Source organism: Sphingomonas sp. PP-CE-1G-424 (assembly GCF_004341085.1).
Lineage (GTDB): Bacteria > Pseudomonadota > Alphaproteobacteria > Sphingomonadales > Sphingomonadaceae > Sphingomonas.
This window is the reverse complement of sequence record NZ_SLXW01000002.1, coordinates 499419-519576: the sequence shown is the minus strand read 5'-3', so window position 1 is coordinate 519576 and position 20158 is coordinate 499419. Positions and strand designations below refer to the sequence as shown.

Sequence of the window (20158 nt, the reverse complement as noted above, 5' to 3'; positions counted from 1 at the left end):
CGAAGTCGAAGGGTGAGTCCCAAAAGCAGGTGCTTCGACTGCGCTCAGCACGAACGGAAAAAGGGGTGCGTGAGCCTCAGAAAATGAAGCTGTAAAAGCACGTGAAAAACGCCGCGAAGCTCAGCAGAAACAGCTTCACGTCGTGATCGTCGTTCTTCGCGCTGGCGACTACCGGCGGCGGCAACGATCGGCGCAGCGGATGGCGGGCGGCTTCGTTGGTAAGGACTAGGCGTCTGGTCATGATGAAAACGTTAACGTCGCGTTTACCAATTCGACCAGTGGCAAAAGTGGTTAAACTGGCGGCGTCCGGCAATGGGACAGAAATGGGCCCCAGCTGACGGCCCATAAAGCCGCCGCCGATCCGCTATCCTTGCGTAAAAACCGCGTATAAGCTCCAGTCTTTCCCCGTGATTCTGCGGGCGCGAGGACCCGGACCATCGAGCAGATCGGCGCACTTCCCTATGTGATCGACGAGGCCGGACATGCGCGCGTGATGCTGATCACGTCGCGCGATACCGGCCGCTGGGTGATTCCCAAGGGCAATCCCATCACCGGGCTCGCCAGCCACGAGGCCGCAGCCCAAGAAGCCTATGAGGAAGCCGGCATCCGCGGCATCCCCTGCCCCTCGCCCGTCGGGCAATTCGCCTATCGCAAACGCCGCCGCACCGGCCGTTACCGCGACATGATCGTCACCGTGTTTCCACTCGCGTTCGTCGAGCAGGTGGAGGACTGGCCCGAGCGTCATCAGCGCGACACACGCTGGTTTACGCTTGATCGTGCGGCGGAGGCTGTCAATGAGCCCGGCCTGAAGGCGCTGATCGCTGCTTTCCGTGAGCCGCCGATCCCGGCGTCGCTCGCGCAACGTATCTTACCCGTCGTGCGCGGAAGCGCGAAAAGGAGAATTCCGATGCTGGGCTGGTTCCAGTCGCTGATGCCGAAGCAGGGACGGTTCTTCGAACTGTTCGACGCGCATGCCGCGACCCTGGTCGCCGGCGCCAATGCGCTTGCACGGCTTCTCCACGGCGAAGGCTCGATCGAGGGTCAGATCGCCGAGATCGTCAAGCGCGAGCACGAGGCCGACGACATCACGCGCGAGGTCCTTCAGGACGTTCGCCGCGTGTTCGTCACGCCGTTCGACCGCAGCGCGATCACCGATCTGATTGGCGTCATGGACGACGCGATCGACCAGATGAACGGCACCGCCAACGCGATCGCGCTGTACGAGGTCACCGAATTCTCGCCGCAGATGCGCGACATGGCCGGCATCATCGTCGAGGCCGCACGGATCACCGCGGAGGCGATTCCGCTGCTCCGCTCGCTCGGCACCAATGCAGGGCGTCTGCACGACCTGACCGCGCGGCTGATCCAGATCGAGGGGCATGCCGACGACATCCACGACACGGGCCTGCGCGCGCTGTTCCAGGCGTCGAAGATCAGTGCGGACCCGATGACGTTCATCATCAACCGCGAGATCTACAGCAGCCTGGAAAAGATCGTCGACCGCTTCGAGGATGTGGCGAACGAGATCCAGGGGCTGGTCATCGACCATGCTTGATGTGTCGACATTGTCCTCTCCCCTCCCTGGAAGGGAGGGGTTGGGGGTGGGTCGGCCCGAGACGAATCGTGACACCCGCCCCATACCGACCCACCCCCTGCCCCTCCCTTCCAGGGAGGGGAGTCCGACGGCGTCCGGAGCGGCGGCATGATCCTCTCCCTCCCCCTCCTCATCGGCCTCATCGGCATAGCGCTGCTGTTCGACTTCCTGAACGGCCTCCACGACGCGGCGAACTCGATCGCCACCGTCGTCTCGACGCGCGTGCTGAAGCCTCAATACGCCGTTCTCTGGGCGGCGTTCTTCAACTTCATCGCGTTCGCCGTCTTCGGCCTCCACGTCGCGCAGACCGTCGGCACCGGGATCGTCCAGGCGCACGTGATCGACGCGCAGGTGATCTTCGCCGCGCTGATGGGGGCGATCGCGTGGAACGTCATCACCTGGGTGCTCGGCATCCCGTCGAGCAGCAGCCACGCATTGATCGGCGGGCTGCTCGGCGCGGGTATCGCCAAGATCGGTTTCGGCGCGATCGTTTGGAGCGGCGTCATCAAGACCGTCCTAGCGATCTTCGCCTCGCCCGCGATCGGCCTGATGCTCGCACTCGTGCTGGTGCTGATCGTCGCGTGGACGAGCCTGAAGCTCACCCCGCTCGGTGTCGACAAGCGTTTCCGCAAACTTCAGCTGATATCCGCCGCGCTCTATTCGCTCGGCCACGGCGGCAACGACGCGCAGAAGACGATGGGGATCATCGCCGTGCTGCTGTATTCGCAGGGCCTGCTCGGCGGCGAATTCCACGTGCCGCTCTGGGTCGTCCTGTCCTGCCAGGCGGCGATGGCGCTCGGCACGCTGTCGGGTGGCTGGCGGATCGTCCACACGATGGGCTCGAAGATCACGCGGCTAACCCCGGCGCAGGGGTTCTGTGCGGAGACCGGCGGCGCGATCACGCTGTTCGCCGCGACCTTCTGGGGCATCCCGGTATCGTCGACGCACACCATTACCGGCTCGATCGTCGGCGTCGGTGCCGCCCGGCGCCTCTCCGCTGTTCGCTGGAACGTCGCCAGCAACATCGTCGTCGCCTGGACGCTCACCCTGCCCGCCGCCGGATTGATCGGCGCGGGAACGTACCTGCTCGTCGGCCTGTTCGTCTGAACGACCACCTCCCGCGCCCAATCGGCACTCTATTGACGCGGACGTAAGCGGCTCCGACACTCCCTGTCGAGCGAAGGACAATGATCCTTCGCCGCCAGGGAGAGGGTATCATGAAGACGACCTACACGGCGTTGCTGTTCGGGAGCGCGCTGAGCGTCGCGAGTCCGGGCCACGCACAGACCGCCAGCCTGACCAGCGTCGCGAGCACCGAGACCTATAACCGCATGGTCGTGTTCGGTGACAGCCTCGCCGACGGCGGCTATTACCTGACGCTCGACCCACGCCTGCCGCGCGACGCGGGCAGCTTCACGACCAACCCCGACCCGGTCGCACCCGAGGTCCTCGCGGCGCGACTCGGGCTGTCGCTTGACCCGGTCTACGGCAAGGGCGGCACCAACTATGCGGTCGGCGGCGCCCGCGTGACCGCCGCGAACGCGCTATCGATCCCGGTCGCGACCCAGATCAGCAATTTCCTCGCCGCCGGCGGCAGTTTCGGGCCGCGCGACCTCGTCTACATCCAGGGCGGCGGCAACGATTATTTCGCGTTCCAGGCGGCCGGCAGCACCAACACTGCGATCGTGACGACGGCTGCCACGCAGCTTGCCGCGCAGGTCGGCCGGCTCCAGGCCGCCGGTGCCACGCGGATCGTCACGCTCGCGGTTCAGACCGGCGGCGCGGCCGGGCTCCAGCTGTTCAACCGGACCTATGCCGCGGCATTGGCGGCGGCGAACGTCAACGCGCTGTATTTCGATACCGACCGGCTGTTCGGCGAACTCGTCGCCAGTCCCGCGACCTATGGCTACACCAACATCACCGGAGTCGCCTGCACCGTCCCCTCGTCGCTCGCCTGCACGCGCGCGACGCTCGTGTCACCGAACGCCAACGAGACGTATATCCAGGCCGACAGCGTCCACCCAGCCGGCATCACGCAGCGTATCCAGGGGCAGGCATTGGCCAGCCTGGTCCAGGCCCCCGACCAGATCGCCGGACTCGGTTATGCGGCGCAGGCGATGTTCCGCGGACAGCGCGACCTGTTCGAAGCCGCCGAGCGTGGCGGCGCGCAACGCGACGGACACGCGCTGTCGGTGTTCGGCGGCGCCGGCTATCATTATTATTCGAGCGGCACGTCCGCCCAGCGCGTCGGCATTACCGAGCGCGGCTTCAGCGGCACCGCAGGCGCCGACCTCGCGATCGGCAATGCATCGGGGGTCGGTCTCGCCGGTGGCTATTCGGACGGCACCGGCGACTTCAAGACCGGCGCTGGCAGCTACAAGCCCCGCGCCTGGTCGGTCAGCGGCTACGCGCGGGGTGACCTCGGCCCGGTCCGCCTGCTTGCGGACGGGACCTATGGCGAGATCGATTACCGCCACATTCGGCGCACCGTCCAGCTCCGCCCGGCGATCCGATCGCATGAGGGCGAGACCGACGGCACCTACGTCGCTGGGCGAGTGACTGCCGCGGTCGACCTCGTCAAGTTCGGCGGGCTCGCCTTCGGCCCAGACCTCGCGGCGCAGTATGACCGGGTTCGTATCGCCGGCTATGCGGAAACCGGCGGGCTTTCGACTGCGGCGAGCTTCGGCAAGCAGGAGATCGAAAGCCTGACGGGCCGCTTCGGCGCTGTCCTTCGCACCGTTCCCGGAGAACCCGTGCGGTTCTTCGCACGCGCCGGGTACGAGCGCGAATTCGACGACGATCCCCGCACGCTGACGATGACGCCAACGGGTGCCCCAATCAGCTTCACGAGCACGGTCGAACGCGCCGATCGCAGCTATATGAGCTATGCGATGGGGGTGGACGGCAATGTCGCAGGGCAGTTGTCGCTCCGCGCTGGTGTCGCCGGCTACGCGTTGCGCGACGACCGCGACAGCGTGTCGGCATTCATGGGGCTATCCGCCGCGTTCTAGCTGCGTGGCGACCGTGTTCGGGATGTGGAGGCTCCGCGTCCCGAACACCGTTCGAGGCGGGCTGAGGCAACATGCCTAGGACGTTGCCGTCCGGCTCGATCGCGCTATCTGAAAAAACGGTCCAATCGACCGGTCATCAACGGAAATGGTGGAGCCGAGGGGGATCGAACCCCTGACCTTTCGCATGCCATGCGAACGCTCTCCCAGCTGAGCTACGGCCCCATTCCCGTTGGGAGGCGGGTCACTAACCGGACCCGCCCGGGTTGGCAAGCGGCGTAAATGCCGCCTGCCAAATTTATTCCAATTAACGCTCGTGCTCGTCCTGCGGCGTCTCGACGCCGAGGTCGTCGTCGCCGCCGAGATCGACTTCGTCGTCCGCCGACGGCTCTTCGTCCTCGCCGGTGATCGAGGCGATGTCCTCTTCCTCGTCACCCTCGAGATCCGCGTCGGGCTTCTTGGTGTCGGGCTTGGCGACCTCGAACGGCAGCGGCTGCTTCGACTTCAGGATGGGCTCGGGCTCCCACGCATACCCGCATTCGATGCAGGTCACGGGGTCGGCTTTTTCGAGGTCGTAGAAACGCGTCGCGCATTTCGGGCACGAACGCTTCGTGCCCCATTCCGGCTTGATCATGCCGATAGAACCTTTCGGATGAATGGATTGCGGGGGGATACCCTCGCAAAGTGGGCGCGCCTTGCCATAGCGCAAGGCCACTGTCAAAAGCCCGGCCCCATGGCACACCCCCTCCCCACTTCGATGGACGTCGTCGCGCGCGGTCCTTTGACCGGTTCGATCGCGGTCCCCGGCGACAAGTCGATCAGCCACCGCGCGCTGATGTTCGCGAGCCTCGCGGTCGGCACCAGCCGGATCGAGGGGTTGCTGGAGGGTGAGGACGTGCTCGCGACCGCGGCGGCGATGCGCGCGATGGGCGCGACGATCGAGCGTAGCGAGGACGGGATCTGGGTGGTGGACGGCGTTGGGGTCGGCGGACTGCTCCAGCCAGAGACCGCGCTGGAGATGGGGAATTCGGGGACATCGACGCGCCTGCTGATGGGGCTGGTGTCGAGCCATCCGATTACCTGCACCTTCACCGGTGATGCGTCGCTGTCGGGGCGGCCGATGGGGCGCGTGATCGAGCCGCTGTCGCAGATGGGGGCGGACATCACGTCCTCGCCAGGCGGGCGGCTGCCGCTGATGGTACGCGGGATGTGTCCGGCGGTGCCGATCGAATACACGCTGCCGGTCGCGTCGGCGCAGGTGAAGTCGGCGATTTTGCTGGCTGGGCTCAACACGCCGGGGATCACGCGAGTCATCGAGCCGGTCGCGACGCGCGATCATAGCGAGCGAATGCTGACCGGGTTCGGCGCGAAGCTGACCGTCGAGGAGACGAACCAGGGCCGCGTCATCTCGATCACCGGCGAAGCGGACCTGAAGCCGCAGGATATCGTCGTGCCGGGCGACCCATCGTCGTCGGCGTTCTGGCTGGTCGCGGCGTCTATCGTACCGGGGTCGGATATCGTCGTGCGCAACGTCGGGCTGAACCCGACGCGGATCGGGATCGTTACGGCTCTGCGGATGATGGGCGCGGATATTACCGAGCTCGACCCGCGCGTCGTTGGGGGCGAACCGGTCGCGGACCTGCGCGTTCGCCACGCGCCGCTGACCGCGATCGAGGTGCCGGCCGATCTCGCGCCGAGCATGATCGACGAATATCCCGTGCTGTTCGTGGCGGCGGCGTTCGCGACCGGCACGACCGTCGCGCGCGGCGCTCATGAGTTGCGCGTCAAGGAATCGGACCGGATCACGACGATGCGGATCGCGCTCGAAGCCTGCGGGGTTCTTTGCGAGGAGTTCGAAGACGGCATGGCGATCACCGGCTCGGGCGGCGCGGCGATTCGCGGTGGCGCTCGGGTGGCCTCGAAACTCGACCACCGCATCGCAATGAGCATGGTCGTGGCTGGACTTGGCGCCGTTCAGCCCGTCACGATCGATGATGTATCGCCGGTGGCGACGAGCTATCCCGTGTTCTTCCGGTCGCTCGACGCGCTTACCGGCCGGGGGAATTAAGATGATCATCGCAGTCGACGGTCCGGCGGCATCGGGCAAGGGCACCATCGCGCGTGCCTTGGCCAAGCATTACAAGTTGCCGTATCTCGATACCGGGCTGCTGTACCGCGCGGTCGCGTTGAGCGTGGCGCGGATGGGGCTCGATCCGGAGACCGAGGCCGACGCGGTCGCGGCGTGCGATTTCAACGATGCGCTGTTGAGCGACCCGGCGCTGCGCGACGACGATATCGGCGCGCTGGCGTCGGTGGTGTCGGCGCATCCGCTGGTCCGCGCGGCATTGTTGCATCGGCAGAAGCGGTTTGCGGCGCAGGAGGGTGGCGCGATTTTGGATGGGCGCGATATCGGCACGGTGATCGCGCCGGATGCGGATGCGAAGCTGTTCGTGAAGGCCACGCCGAATATCCGGGCGCAGCGGCGGCATGCGGAGTTGCAGGCTCGGGGGGGGACTGCGAGCAAGGATCGGGTTCTGGCGGACATTCGGGCTCGGGATGCTCGGGATAGTGGGCGGTCTACGGCGCCGTTGGTGATGGCGGCGGATGCTGCTTTGCTGGATACGAGTTTTCTGTCGATCGAGGCTTCGGTGCAGAGGGCGGTTGCGTTGGTTGAGGCGCAGCGTGCGAAGAAGGCGGCTTCGGTTTAAGCCATCCCCTCTCAGCAGCGGCAACCACCCCGGCGAAGGCCGGGGCCCAATTGGAACGTCCGCGGTAACGAAGCGCGGTCCTCAGTTAGTACCGTCCCCCAATTGGGCCCCGGCCTCCGCCGGGGTGGTTGCTCTGTTGGGGGGAGCTACCGCAACCCAATATTGTTTTCCCGCGAAGGCGGGGACCCAGACTGGGCTCCCGCCTTCGCGGGAGAACAAGGAAGCGGGGGCGCCGCCCGTCATACTCCCAAGCCCCGCTCACAGCGACGCGACCCACGCTCCCCTAAATCGCAGTAACCAGCGCCACCGCCCCGAACACCACCCCCGGCGCATTAGCCACGACGATCGGCCAGTCCCGCTTGTCCTTCAAAAACCCATACCCGACCCACAGCGCGCAGTTCACCATCGTCGCGAACGGCTGGACCACCGATCCCTTCTGCCCTGAAAGGTTCAGCATGATCTGGTCGATGTACGACAGGTACATCACGATCGCCGTCACGGTGGCGACCCAGCCCAGCACGAGAATGCCGCGTTCGTTCAAATCTTCGCTCCTGTTGTGAAGCGCCCTTAACGAAGCCGAGCCGAACTTGCTCCGAGACCCGGTTTCGGCTATACGGAACCGTCCGGCGAGCGATGCTCGTGGAGGAAGGCGCGGAGACCCTCGAGTCTCACGCGCCGTTTTCGCATTCAGCGTCTACGTCCTCTGCGCCTCGTGCAGTCCGGATGCTGCGTTCGACGTTCGGTCGTCGCGGCAACGAAGGCCAAGACCAGCGGACCCAACCGCTTGGCCGGAAACAGACTAGGATTACTGAATTCTATGGCAACCCAGGTAATGCCGACCCGCGACGATTTCGCGGCGATGCTGAACGAAACGCTCGGCGACGCCGACAGCTTCGAGGGCCGCGTGGTGCATGGCACCGTGACCGGCATCGAGAACGACATGGCCGTCATCGACGTCGGTCTGAAGTCGGAAGGCCGCGTGCCGCTTCGCGAATTCGCAGCGCCGGGCCAGAAGGCTGACCTCAAGGTCGGCGACGAAGTCGAAGTCTATGTCGACCGCGTCGAGAACGTCCACGGCGAAGCGATGCTCAGCCGCGATCGCGCCCGTCGCGAAGCCGCATGGGACAAGCTGGAAACCGAATTCTCCAAGACAACCCGCGTCGAAGGCGTCATCTTCGGCCGCGTGAAGGGTGGCTTCACCGTCGACCTGAACGGCGCCGTTGCCTTCCTGCCCGGTTCGCAGGTCGATATCCGCCCCGTGCGCGATGTCACCCCGCTGATGGATATCCCCCAGCCGTTCCAGATCCTGAAGATGGACCGCAAGCGCGGCAACATCGTCGTGTCGCGTCGCGCCGTTCTCGAAGAGACGCGCGCAGAGCAGCGTTCGGGCCTGATCCTCAGCCTGGCCGAGGGCCAGATCATCGACGGCGTCGTCAAGAACATCACCGATTACGGTGCGTTCGTTGACCTCGGCGGCATCGATGGCCTGCTGCACGTCACCGATCTCAGCTACAAGCGCGTCGGTCACCCGAGCGAAGTCCTGAACATCGGCGACACCGTCAAGGTGCAGATCATCCGCATCAACAAGGACACCCAGCGCATCAGCCTCGGCATGAAGCAGCTGGAGAGCGATCCCTGGGATGGCGCGATGGTCAAGTACCCGGTCGGCGCGAAGCTCACCGGCCGCGTCACGAACATCACCGAATATGGTGCGTTCGTCGAGCTGGAAGCGGGCATCGAAGGCCTCGTCCACGTGTCGGAAATGTCCTGGACCAAGAAGAACGTCCATCCGGGCAAGATCGTGTCGACCTCGCAGGAAGTCGACGTCATGGTCCTCGAAGTCGATTCCGAGAAGCGTCGCATCTCGCTCGGCCTCAAGCAGGCTCAGGCCAATCCTTGGGAGGCATTCGCTGCCGCTCATCCGATCGGTTCGACCGTCGAAGGCGAAGTCAAGAACGCAACCGAGTTCGGTCTGTTCATCGGCCTCGACAATGACGTCGACGGCATGGTCCACATGTCGGACATCGCCTGGGGTGTTTCGGGCGAGGACGCGCTCAACCTGCATCGCAAGGGTGAGACGGTCGAGGCCGTCGTGCTCGACATCGACGCCGAGAAGGAGCGTATTTCGCTCGGCATGAAGCAGCTCGAGCGCGGCGGGCCATCGGCTGGCGGCATCGCAGCAGCAGGCGACAAGCTGAACAAGAACGCGATCGTTACCGTGACCGTTCTCGAAGTCCGCGACGCGGGCCTCGAAGTGCAGCAGGGCGACGATGGCGCGACCGGCTTCATCAAGCGCACGGATCTGGGTCGCGATCGCGACGAGCAGCGTCCGGAGCGTTTCCAGGTCGGCCAGAAGTTCGACGCGATGGTCACCGGCTTCGATCGTTCGAAGAAGCCGACCTTCTCGATCAAGGCTATGCAGATCTCGGAAGAGAAGCAGGCTGTCGCTCAGTACGGTTCGTCGGACTCCGGCGCGACTCTGGGCAACATCCTGGGCGAGGCTCTCAAGGCCCGTACGGAAGCCGAGAAGAAGTAAGCTCAACGGCTTAACCAAGATTTGGCCCGGCATGTCGCGAACATGCCGGGCTTTTTCTTATCTACCCCATTTTGGTTTTTGACTGCGTCCGGATTAGTGCTAACGCTTTGTATGTTGACTTACATCAACGAGCGGAACTGCCACATGAGCGGGAAATCGAATGATTCGATCTGAACTAGTCTTGAAGATCGCCGAAGCGCATCCGGACTTGCAACCGAACGAAGTCGAGCTGATCGTCAGTACGTTCTTCGACGAAATTTCGAAGCGGCTCGCCGGCGATGGCCGTGTCGAACTGCGCGGGTTCGGCGCATTTTCGACGCGCGCGCGCGATGCGCGTACCGGTCGCAACCCGCGTACCGGCGAGGTCGTCGCGGTCGACGCCAAGCGCGTGCCGTATTTCAAACCCGGCAAGGAAATGCGCGCCCGCCTCAACGTGTGAGGTCTTGGCGGCGGCACCGAAGCGTCTTAAGACCGCCTCGGATGCGGGCGTGGCGGAATGGTAGACGCACCGGACTTAGACATGCTTGAGTGCCCACGGGGAAACCCGCGGCGTAGAACTGCTCAAATTCGGGGAAGCCTGTAAAATGGGAATCCCGAGCCAAGCCCGAGAGCGATCTCGGGAAGGTGTAGAGACTAGACGGGCAGCACCTGTATCCCGGCCTGCCGGGACATGGTGAAGGGATAGTCCAGACCACAAACGCCCTCGGGCGGCGGTGAAAACCGTAGCTGGTACGAAAATCCGTTGGGCCTAGGCCCGTGGGGGTTCGAGTCCCCCCGCCCGCACCATCCTGCCCAATGGGCCTGTCCATCGATCGACGCCAGCGACGCCACTGCGGCGACGCAGTTTACTCGCCAGCGGCACGCATCACTCTGCGCCCGACGATCCTTTTGCGGCGTGCATCAGGTCGACCAATTGTTTGTTGATCGATGCGCCGTGCAGGTGAAGATGCACCGCATCATAGCCCTCGCGACGCAAGCGCTGCCGCAGGTCGTTGACCGAGCTGCAAGTGCCGGATCGTGCCAGTTCGAATGCGCGCTCCACGGTGGTGATCTGTTCCGTCATGCTACCGCCCTAGGCGTTCTGTCGCCCCTTCGCGAGCGCTCATTCGAAGCCCGACCGATGGATCGGAAATGGACGCAACCGTGCTGGGTTAACCTTGTCGAAACCACGTGGCGGGGAGAGAGACGACCGTGGGATCAGCCAGGGGGCTGGTTCACAGGGGACCTATCGAATGTACAAGTACCTGCTTATCGCGGCACTCGCCGCCGCACCGGCCGCGCCAGCTTTCGCACAGTCCGACGTGGGTCCGAATGGCGCCAGCGACGCTGCGACCGCGTATGGCCAGTCAGATGGCGTCAGCGGCCTGCGCGTCGAGCCGCGGATCGGCTACGACCGCGTCATCACCGAACTGAACGTCGAAGCCGGTGAAAACTCGGGCCGCCTGAGCGAAGGCAAGAGCGGCGTCACCTATGGCGGCGAGGTCGGCTACGATATGGTCGTCAACGGCGGCACCATGCTCGGCGTCTATGGCGGTATCGAGGGATCGAGCGCCAAGCAGTGCTTCGACGGTGGCGACGGTGTCGACACCTGCCTGAAGCCCGGCCGCAACCTGACCGCCGGCGTGCGCGGTGGCTTTCTGATCAACCCGACGACGGTAGCCTATATCAAGGGCGGCTATTCGAACGGCCAGATCCGCCTCAACTACACCGATCCGACCTTCCCTGAGGACAATTTCCGCCTTTCGGACAACCTGAGCGGCTTCCACGTCGGTGCAGGCGTACAGGCCGGGTTCGGGCGCAATTTCTACGGCAAGCTCGAATACGTCTACACCGATTACAACGGCTATGAAGTCGTCGACGGGTCGGACAAGGCGAGCCTCGATTTCAGCCGTCACCAGGTCGTCGCCGGGATCGGCTTCCGCTTCTAATATCGTTCTTGCTATGTTCCGTGGCGATGTCTAGTTTCACCCGATGAAACAGGCCCGCCCGGTTCGTGGTGCTACCCGCAATGACGAAAGCCGGCGGTTCAATCTGCCGCAGACCGAGGCGGACGGCGACTGGCTCGACATGCGCGAGGGGATCGACGGGATCGCCCCAAAGCTTCGGACGACGGTGACCGTCGAGACCCCGCGCACGATCATCAGCCGCAACGCGTCGCCCGACGTGCCGTTCGACCGCTCGATCAATCCGTATCGGGGGTGCGAACACGGCTGCATCTATTGTTTCGCGCGGCCGAGCCATGCGTTTCATGATCTGTCGCCGGGGCTCGATTTCGAGAGCAAGCTGTTCGCGAAACCGTCCGCCGCGACGCTGTTGCGCGCTGAACTGTCGAAGCCTGGCTATGTCGTCGCACCGATGGCGCTGGGGACGAACACCGATCCTTACCAGCCGATCGAGAGCGACTGGCGGATCACGCGCGGCATCATCGAGGTTCTGGCGGAGACCGATCATCCATTGACGATCACCACGAAGTCGGACCGGGTGGTGCGCGATATCGATTTGCTCGCGCCGATGGCAGCCAAGGGCCTAGCGGCGGTGGCGATGTCGATCACCTCGCTCGATCCGAAGGTCGCGTCGACGGTCGAGCCGCGCGCGCCACATCCCGAGCGACGGCTGGCGGCGGTGCGCAAGCTCGCGGATGCGGGGGTGCCGGTGTACGTGTCGATCGCGCCCGTCATCCCGGCGATCACCGATCATGAGATCGAGCATTTGATCGCGCGCGCGGCGGAGGCAGGCGCGACGCGCGCGTTCTTCATTCCGGTGCGATTGCCGCATGAGGTGGCACCGCTGTTCCGGGCTTGGCTCGACGAGCATTTTCCGGATCGCGCGGGGAAAGTAATGGCGACGATCGCGTCGCTGCGTGGCGGCAAGGACAATGATCCGAACTTCTTCACGCGAATGCAGGGGCAAGGGCCTTGGGCGGATCTGCTCGGGACCCGGTTCCGGATTGCGTGTGCGAAGCATGGGCTGAACCGCGAGCGGGTGGCTTTGCGGAACGATCTGTTCCGGGCGCCGAGGGGGCCGCAGGGGGAGTTGTTCTGACAATGAGGGAGGTAGCTTGGCTGACCACTCTGTCGCCCCCCATCAGATAAAGGGCGACTAACTTACTCCCCTCCCTGGAAGGGAGGGGTGGGGGTGGGTCGGCTTCCGCACACCCGAACCCCATGGCTCAAGCAGGCCAACCCACCCCCGGCCCCTCCCTTCCAGGGAGGGGAGAAGTCTCCACGTCGGCATGGTCGAGACCAAAGGCGCCCTATCCCGATCTACCGCTGATCGTCATATCAAACACGGGCACTTCCTCAACCTTCTGGGTCCTCGGGTTGCCAAAGCTCAACCGGGTTGCCTTCCGGATCATGGATGCGCGCGAAGCGACCGAAACCGGGCATATCCCATTCGGGATCGGTGATTACGGCGATTCCTGCCGCACGAAGGCTCGCGATCATACCGTCGAGGTCGTCGACGCGCAGATTGAGCATCCAGGGGCGATCCGCGGCGAAATAGTCGGCGGCGACGGCGAACGGCGCGAAGACGCTGGGGCCTGCCTGAGTCTCCCACGATCCATACGGCACCGACCCGACGCCGAGATGCTCGACATACCAGGCGCGTATCGCCTCCGGGTCCTTTGCCCGGAAGAAGAAACCACCGACCCCCGTCACGCCCATGCCTGCCCCCTAAGGTCGCATCGCCAAAGCCAATGCGACGATACCAGACGAGCGCCACGATGCAGCGGACAGACCGGACGGTTTTGGTTGCTCCTTGCCTCGGGTTTCCAGGCGGTCGCCACGCTCCGCCCCAATGCTGAGCCTTGGACGCGACGCCGGTAGCGGCCGATCGGCATGCCTAGTAGGCGCGGCCGATCAGGATGCGCTCCACCGCGGGGTCGCCGGTGAAGATGCAGGCGCCGTCATCGCACCCGGTCTGTCCCATCGGCGCGTTGCGGATCGTCAGCTTCAGCGCCTTCAACCGTTCGACGACCTTGTCGAGTGCCGCGCCGGTCGGCTTGGACCAGCGGACGTCGACCCAGCCGGGGTTCTTCACGCCGTCGGCGAAATGCGCTTCGACCGCGGCGAAGTCGTTGGCGGGGACGATGTTGCCCTTCACGCGGTTCATCGATTCGACGTGGAGCGTCGCCTGCACTTCGGCCAGCATGCCCGAGACATCTGCAACGAACGCGTCGCGCGGCGTGGCGATGCTGTCGAGCTTGCCATCCTCGCGGTACAGGCGGTCGCGGCGGATCACGGTGACGTTGCCGCCGGCCATGTCGCGGCCGCCGACCTCGATCACGATCGGGGCGCCCTTCTTGACCCAGCCCCAGCGCTTGGTCGCAGCCTTGGCGGGCTTGAGGTCGAGCAGCGCGCGGACCGGTTCGCCAAGCGCGGACTGCTTGGCGAGTTCGGCCTGGAGCGACTTGCAGTATTCGACGATCGCCGCGTCCTCGGGGACGTCGCGCAGCATCGGCACGATCACGACCTGCCACGGGGCGATCATCGGCGGCACGCGCAGGCCGTCGTCGTCGCCGTGGACCATGATGACCGCGCCGATCATCCGCGTCGACACGCCCCAGCTGGTGGTGTTGCACAGCTCGAACTCGCCGCCAGCGTTCTGGAAGCGGATGTTCTGCGCCGACGCGAAGTTGGTGCCGAGGTAATGCGAGGTGCCCGCCTGGAGCGCCTTGCCGTCCTGCATCATCGCCTCGATCGAATAGGTCGCGACGGCGCCGGGGAAGCGCTCGTTCTCGGGCTTCTCGCCGGCGATGACGTGGACGCCGAGGCACTCCTCCGCGAAATCGCGATAGACTTCGAGCATCTTCAGCGTCTCGTCGCGCGCTTCGTCGGCGGTCGCATGCGCGGTGTGGCCCTCCTGCCAGAGGAACTCGCTGGTGCGCAGGAACATGCGGGTGCGCATTTCCCAGCGGACGACGTTCGCCCATTGGTTGATCAGCACGGGCAGGTCGCGCCACGACTGGACCCAGCGTGCGAACGCGGCGCCGATGACCATCTCGGAGGTCGGACGGACGACCAGCGGCTCCTCGAGCTTTGCGTCGGGATCGGGGATCAGGCGGCCGTAACCGTCGGCCTTGAGGCGGTGGTGCGTGACCACGGCCATTTCCTTGGCGAAGCCGTCGACGTGCTCGGCCTCCTTCTCGAAGTAGGAGAGCGGGATGAACAGCGGGAAATAGCAGTTCTCATGGCCCGTCGCCTTGATCCGGTCGTCGAGCAGGCGCTGGATGCGCTCCCAGATGCCGTAGCCCCACGGGCGGATGACCATGCAGCCGCGGACGCCGGATTCCTCGGCGAGATCGGCCTCGGAGATGACGGCCTGGTACCAGGCGGAGAAATCCGCCTCGCGGGTGACGGGGAGTGCGCGCTTTATCATGGGGTGCGGATAGCGGGTGCGCGGGGGTTCGTCACGTGTGAGTTGCGGGATGGCGACGCGGCGGTGGTTTGCGTAGGGTCGCGCATGCCCACCGACCGCATCCTTCCCGCCATCGGCATGCGGTTGCTGTCGGTCGTGATCTTCGCGCTGATGAATACCGCGATCAAGTTGGCCGAGCGGCACGGCGCGAGCGTGTCGGAGATCCTGTTCTTTCGTCAGTTCGGCGCGTGCCTGCTGGTGTCGGCGGTGATCGTCGCAGGGCCGGGCCTGCCTTCGGTCAAGACCAGGCGGCTGCCCGCGCACATCGTTCGCGCGATCGTCGGGCTGTCGGCGATGGCGTTCACCTTCAACGGGATCGTCGCGCTGCCGCTCGCGGAGGCGACGACGATCGGGTTCACGGTGCCGGTGTTCGCGACGATCCTGGGGGCGCTGGTGTTGCGCGAGCCGACCGGGTGGCATCGCTGGGCGGCGGTCGCGACCGGGTTCGCGGGTGTGTTGATCGTCGCACAGCCCGGAAGCGGCGACCACTTTCCGTTGTGGGGTGCGGGGTGTGCGCTGGCGGGGGCGTTCGGCACGGCGAGCGTGTCGATCCTGTTGCGGCAGATTGGCAAGACCGAGAGTGCGCTGACGACGGTGTTCTGGTTCTCGGCGCTGTCGCTGATCCCGTTGTCGGTGTTTTACGGGCGGGCGGCACAGTCGCATGATCTGGTCGCGTGGATTTGCCTGGCGAGCGTCGGGATCTTCGGCGGGCTGGCGCAGATTGCGATGACGACGTCGTTGCGGCTCGGGCCCGTGTCGGTGGTGGTGCCGATGGATTATTCGAGCCTGTTGTGGGCGACGTTGCTGGGGTGGCTGGTGTTCGACACGCTGCCGGCGGAGGCGACCTGGGTCGGGGCGCCGGTTATCGTCGCGAGCGGGTTGTATATCGTTTGGCGGGAGCATGTGCGGCGGCGGGAAGAGACGGATCGGGCGATCGCTTGATGGCGAGACCTGTAATCCTCCCCCGCTAGGGGGAGGTGGCGCCGAAGGCGTCGGAGGGGGAGGACACGGAACGGAGGTTGCCCTTTCCTCCCCCTCCGTCTGGCAAGGGGCCAGCCACCTCCCCCTTGCGGGGGAGGATCATACGGTAGCGGCGGGTTAGCGGACGCGTGCCGTTTCGAGCATCCGTTTGGCGCGAAGGTACATTTCGATGCGTTGGGTGGTGAACAGGCCTAGCGCCAACGCGACCAGCATGTCGGTGATGGCGAAGGCGTCGAGGTGGAGGGCTTGGCCGTCGCCGATGACGGCGCGCGCGCCGGTGCGGACTGCGACGATCGCGACGATGAACAGGACCGCGGCGGGGGAGGACGTCGTGTTGAGTGCGTGGCTGTCGGGATCGATCGTGATCCGCATGAGCTTGCCGCGTTGCCAGCCTAGTGCTGCGCCCATGATCAGGGCCAGCGCGCAGAACAGCCAGGCGAGGCCGTGCGGCGGGTACATCGCGAACATGTACAGCGCGACGACGGCGTAGAGCACGGGGAAGATCCAGAGACGTTCGAGCTTGAGCGGCTTTACGATACTCATACGGCGCCAGCGGACCGCGAAGACTATGCCGATGACGACCGCGGTGATCGCGTAGCTGATCCAGCCTTGTGCTTCGTGCGCCTGCATCGATCCTGGCCCCCACCCCGGTTGGGGCGGAGGCTAGATCGGTTGCGGTGTTCTGGGCAATCCGTTTTCCTGCGTATGCAGGAATCCAGGGTTACGGGCTGTTGCGTTCGTGACCCTGGGCTCCTGCGTTCGCAGGAGAACTGCGAGGTTTACTCCGCCGCCTGCGCTAGCGGAGCGGGGTCCTTCCAGACCAGGACCGGTTTCCGTGCCGCGAGCGTCTCGTCGAGGCGCGCGCGGGGGGCGAAATGGGGCGCGGTCTTGAGGCTCGGGTCGCCAGCTTTGGCGCGTTCGGCGACCGAGCGGAGCGCGGCGATGAACTGGTCGAGTGCCGCCTTCGATTCGGTCTCGGTCGGCTCGACCAGCATCGCGCCGTGGACGACGAGCGGGAAGTACATCGTCATCGGGTGGAAGCCCTCGTCGATCAGGCCCTTCGCGATGTCGATCGTCGAGAAGCCGGCGGCGAGGCCCGAGTCCGAGAACAGCGCCTCGTGCATGCACGGACCCGAGGGCCCGAACGGCGCGTCGAGCGTGTCGTCGAGGCTGCGGAGGATGTAGTTCGCATTAAGCACCGCATCCTCGGACACCTGGCGCAGGCCGTCCGCGCCGTGGCTGAGGATGTAGGTCAGTGCGCGCGTGAACATGCCCATCTGGCCGTGGAACGCGACCATGCGGCCGAAGCTGCCGGCGTGATGTTCGCCTGCGGTTTCTTCCTCGACGAGGACGAACTGGCCGTCCTGGTTCTCGACGAACGGGAGCGGTGCGTAGGGGGTCAAAGCCTCCGAGAACACGACCGGACCCGAACCTGGACCGCCGCCGCCGTGGGGAGTCGAGAAGGTCTTGTGCAGGTTGATGTGCATCGCGTCGATGCCGAGATCGCCCGGCCGGACGCGACCGACGATCGCGTTGAAGTTCGCGCCGTCGCAATAGACGAAGCCGCCCGCCGCGTGGACCGCGTCGGAGATCTCGCGCATGTCGCGCTCGAACAGGCCGCACGTGTTGGGGTTGGTGATCATCACGCCCGCGACGTCGGGGCCGAGCCGGGACTTCAGCGCGGCGGTGTCGACGCGGCCTTCGGCGGTGGCGGGGATGTCTTCGACGCTGTAGCCGGCGAACGCTGCGGTGGCGGGGTTGGTGCCGTGTGCGCTCTCGGGGACGAGGATGATCTTCCGCGCGCCTTCGCCTTTGGCTTCGAGTGCGGCGCGGATCGCGAGGATGCCGCAGAGTTCGCCGTGCGCGCCGGCCTTGGGGCTCATCGCGACCGAGGTCATGCCGGTGAGCGTGACGAGCCAGTGCGCGAGCTGGTGGATGACTTCGAGTGCGCCCTGGACCGTGTCGACCGGCTGGAGCGGGTGGACGTCGGAGAACCCAGGCAGCCGCGCCATCTTCTCGTTGAGGCGCGGGTTGTGCTTCATGGTGCACGAGCCGAGCGGGAAGAAGCCGAGGTCGATGCCGTAGTTCTGGCGTGAGAGGCGGGTGTAGTGGCGGACGGTTTCGGGCTCGGAGAGACCGGGGAGGCCGATGGGTGCGGTGCGCGACAGGTTGCCGAGGCGCGATAGCCCTCTCCCCTCAAGGGAGAGGGTTGGGTGAGGGGCTATTCCGGGTGCAGCATTGCTGGGCTGCCCCTCACCCCGACCCTCTCCCCGGAGGGGAGAGGGAGCAGCGAAATCTACGCCGGTGGTTTGGCTGTCGCCAATCTCGAAGATCAAGGCTTCTTCCAGCATCAGCGCCTTGTTGCCGGTTACCGATGCGGGGACGTTACCCGTGTTCGCCTCGGGCGAGGTCGGGCGCCAGCCGCTCTGGTTGATGCTCATGCCAGTATCTCCCCAAGGACGGTGGATAGTGCGGACGCAAGCGTTTCGACGTCCTCCGCGGTGGTCGTTTCCGTCACGGCGACGACGAGGCCGTTCGCGAGGGCGTCCTGGCCGGGGTACAAGCGCCCAAGCGACACGCCGGCGAGGATGCCGCGATCGGCCAGCGTGCGGACGACGGGGCGGGCTTCGGTCGGAAGCTTCAGCGTGAACTCGTTGAAGAAGCTCTCGTTGACCAGTTCCACACCGGGGATCTGTGACAGGCGTTCGGCGGCGGATACCGCGCCTGCGTGGTTCACTTCGGCCAACTGGCGCAAACCGGCTTCACCGAGCAGCGTCATGTGGATCGAGAAGGCCAGCGCGCAGAGGCCGGAGTTGGTGCAGATGTTCGACGTCGCCTTTTCGCGGCGGATGTGCTGCTCGCGGGTCGACAGCGTGAGGACGAAACCGCGGCGGCCGTCGGCGTCGACGGTCTCGCCGCAGAGGCGACCGGGCATCTGGCGGACGTATTTGTCCTTGCAGCCGAACAGGCCGACATAAGGCCCGCCGAACTGCAGGCCGACGCCGAGCGACTGGCCTTCGCCGACGACGATGTCCGCATCCATCTCGCCCGGCGAGGTGATTGCCCCGAGTGCGACGGGCTCGGTGACGACCGCGATCAGCAGCGCCTTCTTCGCGTGGCACGCATCCGCGAGCGGACGCAGGTCGGCGATGCGGCCGAGGATGTCCGGGTATTGGACGACGACGCACGACGTATCGTCGTCGATCTTCGCGATCAGCTGGTCGAGGTCCATCTCGGCGACCAGTTCGGGCGCGGTCGTGTCGAGCACGTCGCCGGTGAACTTGGCCATCGTATTCGCGACCGAGACGTAATGCGGGTGGAGGCCCGACGAGAGGATCGCACGCCCACGCTTGGTGATGCGGCGCGCCATCACGATCGCTTCCCAGCACGCGGTCGAGCCGTCGTACATCGAAGCGTTGGCGACGTCGGTGCCGAGCAGCCGCGCGACCTGAGTCTGGAACTCGAACAGCATCTGCAGCGTGCCCTGCGCGATTTCGGGCTGGTACGGCGTGTAGGCGGTGAGGAACTCGCCGCGCTGGATCAGGTGGTCGACCGACGCCGGGACGTGGTGCTTGTACGCACCGCAGCCGAGGAAGAACGGCGCTTCGCCGGCGGTGAGGTTCTTCTTGGCCAGCGCCGACATGTGGCGTTCGACAGCCATTTCGGAGGCGTGCATCGGCAGGTCGCGGACCGGGCCGTCGAGGCGGGCAGCTTCGGGGACGTCGACGAAGAGGTCGTCGATGGTCGAGGCGCCGATGACGGCGAGCATTTCCGCACGGTCGGGCTGGGTCAGGGGAAGGTAGCGCATCGGCATCGACTCCCCCCTCCCGCATGCGGGAGGGGTCGGGGGTGGGCGCCCGGCATCAAACGGGCGAAACGCTGGAGGAGAGCGCGTGCCCACCCCCTGCCCCTCCCG

General features: G+C 65.6%; 19 protein-coding genes and 1 tRNA gene. 10 read left to right on the top strand and 10 right to left on the bottom strand.

The genetic code is table 11. The annotated features are described in order from the left end of the window. Nucleotides 1-76: 76 nt before the first annotated feature. Nucleotides 77-241 carry a hypothetical protein gene (locus C8J43_RS21850; protein ID WP_165899569.1) on the bottom strand — a complete coding sequence of 55 codons (165 nt, stop codon included), beginning with the start codon at nt 239-241 and terminating at the stop codon, nt 77-79. A 195-nt stretch (nt 242-436) separates the two neighbouring features. On the opposite strand from C8J43_RS21850, the gene C8J43_RS07470 reads away from it, so the two are divergent. The 3 genes from C8J43_RS07470 to C8J43_RS07460 all read left to right on the top strand — a co-directional run bounded on the left by C8J43_RS07470 (nt 437) and on the right by C8J43_RS07460 (nt 4605). After that, nucleotides 437-1555 (top strand): DUF47 family protein, encoded by a 1119-nt coding sequence (locus tag C8J43_RS07470; RefSeq protein ID WP_133030358.1) that lies wholly within the window; start codon nt 437-439, stop codon nt 1553-1555. Between the two features lie 147 nt (nt 1556-1702). Then, on the top strand, nt 1703-2701 hold the full coding sequence (locus C8J43_RS07465) for an inorganic phosphate transporter (RefSeq protein WP_107953866.1): 999 nt from the start codon (nt 1703-1705) through the stop codon (nt 2699-2701). A 110-nt stretch (nt 2702-2811) separates the two neighbouring features. Beyond that, nucleotides 2812-4605, top strand: coding sequence for an autotransporter domain-containing protein (locus tag C8J43_RS07460; protein WP_165899568.1), 1794 nt, complete (start codon nt 2812-2814; stop codon nt 4603-4605). Nucleotides 4606-4751: 146 nt separating this feature from the next. Here the strand turns inward: C8J43_RS07460 and C8J43_RS07455 are convergent. Beyond that, nucleotides 4752-4827 (bottom strand) — tRNA-Ala (locus tag C8J43_RS07455). An 82-nt stretch (nt 4828-4909) separates the two neighbouring features. Then, a complete protein-coding gene (locus C8J43_RS07450) occupies nt 4910-5236 on the bottom strand; it encodes a TIGR02300 family protein (RefSeq protein WP_031395784.1) in 327 nt (108 codons plus the stop codon). A 99-nt stretch (nt 5237-5335) separates the two neighbouring features. Between C8J43_RS07450 and aroA the strand changes: the two genes are divergently transcribed. Together aroA and cmk are read left to right on the top strand one after the other, a co-directional pair. Continuing rightward, entirely contained in the window at nt 5336-6670 is a 1335-nt protein-coding gene (gene aroA / locus C8J43_RS07445) for a 3-phosphoshikimate 1-carboxyvinyltransferase (RefSeq protein WP_133030356.1), read from the top strand. A 1-nt stretch (nt 6671) separates the two neighbouring features. Continuing rightward, the gene (gene cmk / locus C8J43_RS07440; RefSeq protein WP_133030355.1) at nt 6672-7310 is read left to right on the top strand and encodes a (d)CMP kinase; all 639 of its coding nucleotides are present in this window, start codon (nt 6672-6674) and stop codon (nt 7308-7310) included. Nucleotides 7311-7593: 283 nt separating this feature from the next. Here the strand turns inward: cmk and C8J43_RS07435 are convergent, their stop codons facing one another. After that, a complete protein-coding gene (locus C8J43_RS07435) occupies nt 7594-7851 on the bottom strand; it encodes a SemiSWEET family transporter (RefSeq protein WP_133030354.1) in 258 nt (85 codons plus the stop codon). Nucleotides 7852-8127: 276 nt separating this feature from the next. Between C8J43_RS07435 and rpsA the strand changes: the two genes are divergently transcribed. Both rpsA and ihfB read left to right on the top strand, forming a co-directional pair. Further along, on the top strand, nt 8128-9846 hold the full coding sequence (gene rpsA / locus C8J43_RS07430) for a 30S ribosomal protein S1 (protein ID WP_055879635.1): 1719 nt from the start codon (nt 8128-8130) through the stop codon (nt 9844-9846). A 160-nt stretch (nt 9847-10006) separates the two neighbouring features. Continuing rightward, on the top strand, nt 10007-10285 hold the full coding sequence (ihfB, locus tag C8J43_RS07425; RefSeq protein ID WP_056051424.1) for an integration host factor subunit beta: 279 nt from the start codon (nt 10007-10009) through the stop codon (nt 10283-10285). A 426-nt stretch (nt 10286-10711) separates the two neighbouring features. Here ihfB and C8J43_RS07420 read toward each other — a convergent pair whose 3' ends face one another. Next, the gene (locus C8J43_RS07420; RefSeq protein ID WP_133030353.1) at nt 10712-10909 is read right to left on the bottom strand and encodes a hypothetical protein; all 198 of its coding nucleotides are present in this window, start codon (nt 10907-10909) and stop codon (nt 10712-10714) included. 169 nt (nt 10910-11078) lie between these two features. On the opposite strand from C8J43_RS07420, the gene C8J43_RS07415 reads away from it, so the two are divergent. Together C8J43_RS07415 and C8J43_RS07410 are read left to right on the top strand one after the other, a co-directional pair. Then, nucleotides 11079-11774, top strand: a complete 696-nt coding sequence (locus C8J43_RS07415; RefSeq protein WP_133030352.1) for an outer membrane beta-barrel protein — start codon at nt 11079-11081, stop codon at nt 11772-11774. Between the two features lie 43 nt (nt 11775-11817). Continuing rightward, a complete protein-coding gene (locus tag C8J43_RS07410; RefSeq protein WP_133030351.1) occupies nt 11818-12888 on the top strand; it encodes a PA0069 family radical SAM protein in 1071 nt (356 codons plus the stop codon). Between the two features lie 257 nt (nt 12889-13145). Here the strand turns inward: C8J43_RS07410 and C8J43_RS07405 are convergent, their stop codons facing one another. Beyond that, the gene (locus tag C8J43_RS07405; RefSeq protein ID WP_133030350.1) at nt 13146-13508 is read right to left on the bottom strand and encodes a VOC family protein; all 363 of its coding nucleotides are present in this window, start codon (nt 13506-13508) and stop codon (nt 13146-13148) included. Nucleotides 13509-13686: 178 nt separating this feature from the next. Further along, the gene (locus tag C8J43_RS07400; RefSeq protein WP_133030349.1) at nt 13687-15222 is read right to left on the bottom strand and encodes an aminoacyl--tRNA ligase-related protein; all 1536 of its coding nucleotides are present in this window, start codon (nt 15220-15222) and stop codon (nt 13687-13689) included. A gap of 84 nt (nt 15223-15306) precedes the next feature. Here C8J43_RS07400 and C8J43_RS07395 point away from each other — a divergent pair, with 84 nt between their 5' ends. Next, nucleotides 15307-16203, top strand: a complete 897-nt coding sequence (locus C8J43_RS07395; protein ID WP_133030348.1) for a DMT family transporter — start codon at nt 15307-15309, stop codon at nt 16201-16203. A gap of 156 nt (nt 16204-16359) precedes the next feature. On the opposite strand, the gene C8J43_RS07390 is transcribed toward C8J43_RS07395, so the two are convergent. The 3 genes from C8J43_RS07390 to gcvPA form a co-directional block, all read right to left on the bottom strand. Next, nucleotides 16360-16872, bottom strand: a complete 513-nt coding sequence (locus C8J43_RS07390; RefSeq protein WP_133030347.1) for a CcdC protein domain-containing protein — start codon at nt 16870-16872, stop codon at nt 16360-16362. Nucleotides 16873-17021: 149 nt separating this feature from the next. Further along, nucleotides 17022-18683: an aminomethyl-transferring glycine dehydrogenase subunit GcvPB gene (gcvPB, locus tag C8J43_RS07385; RefSeq protein WP_133030346.1), complete on the bottom strand. Its 1662-nt coding sequence runs from the start codon at nt 18681-18683 to the stop codon at nt 17022-17024. Then, nucleotides 18680-20050, bottom strand: a complete 1371-nt coding sequence (gene gcvPA / locus C8J43_RS07380) for an aminomethyl-transferring glycine dehydrogenase subunit GcvPA (protein WP_133030345.1) — start codon at nt 20048-20050, stop codon at nt 18680-18682. The genes gcvPB and gcvPA overlap by 4 nt, the downstream gene beginning before the upstream one ends. Nucleotides 20051-20158: the final 108 nt, after the last annotated feature.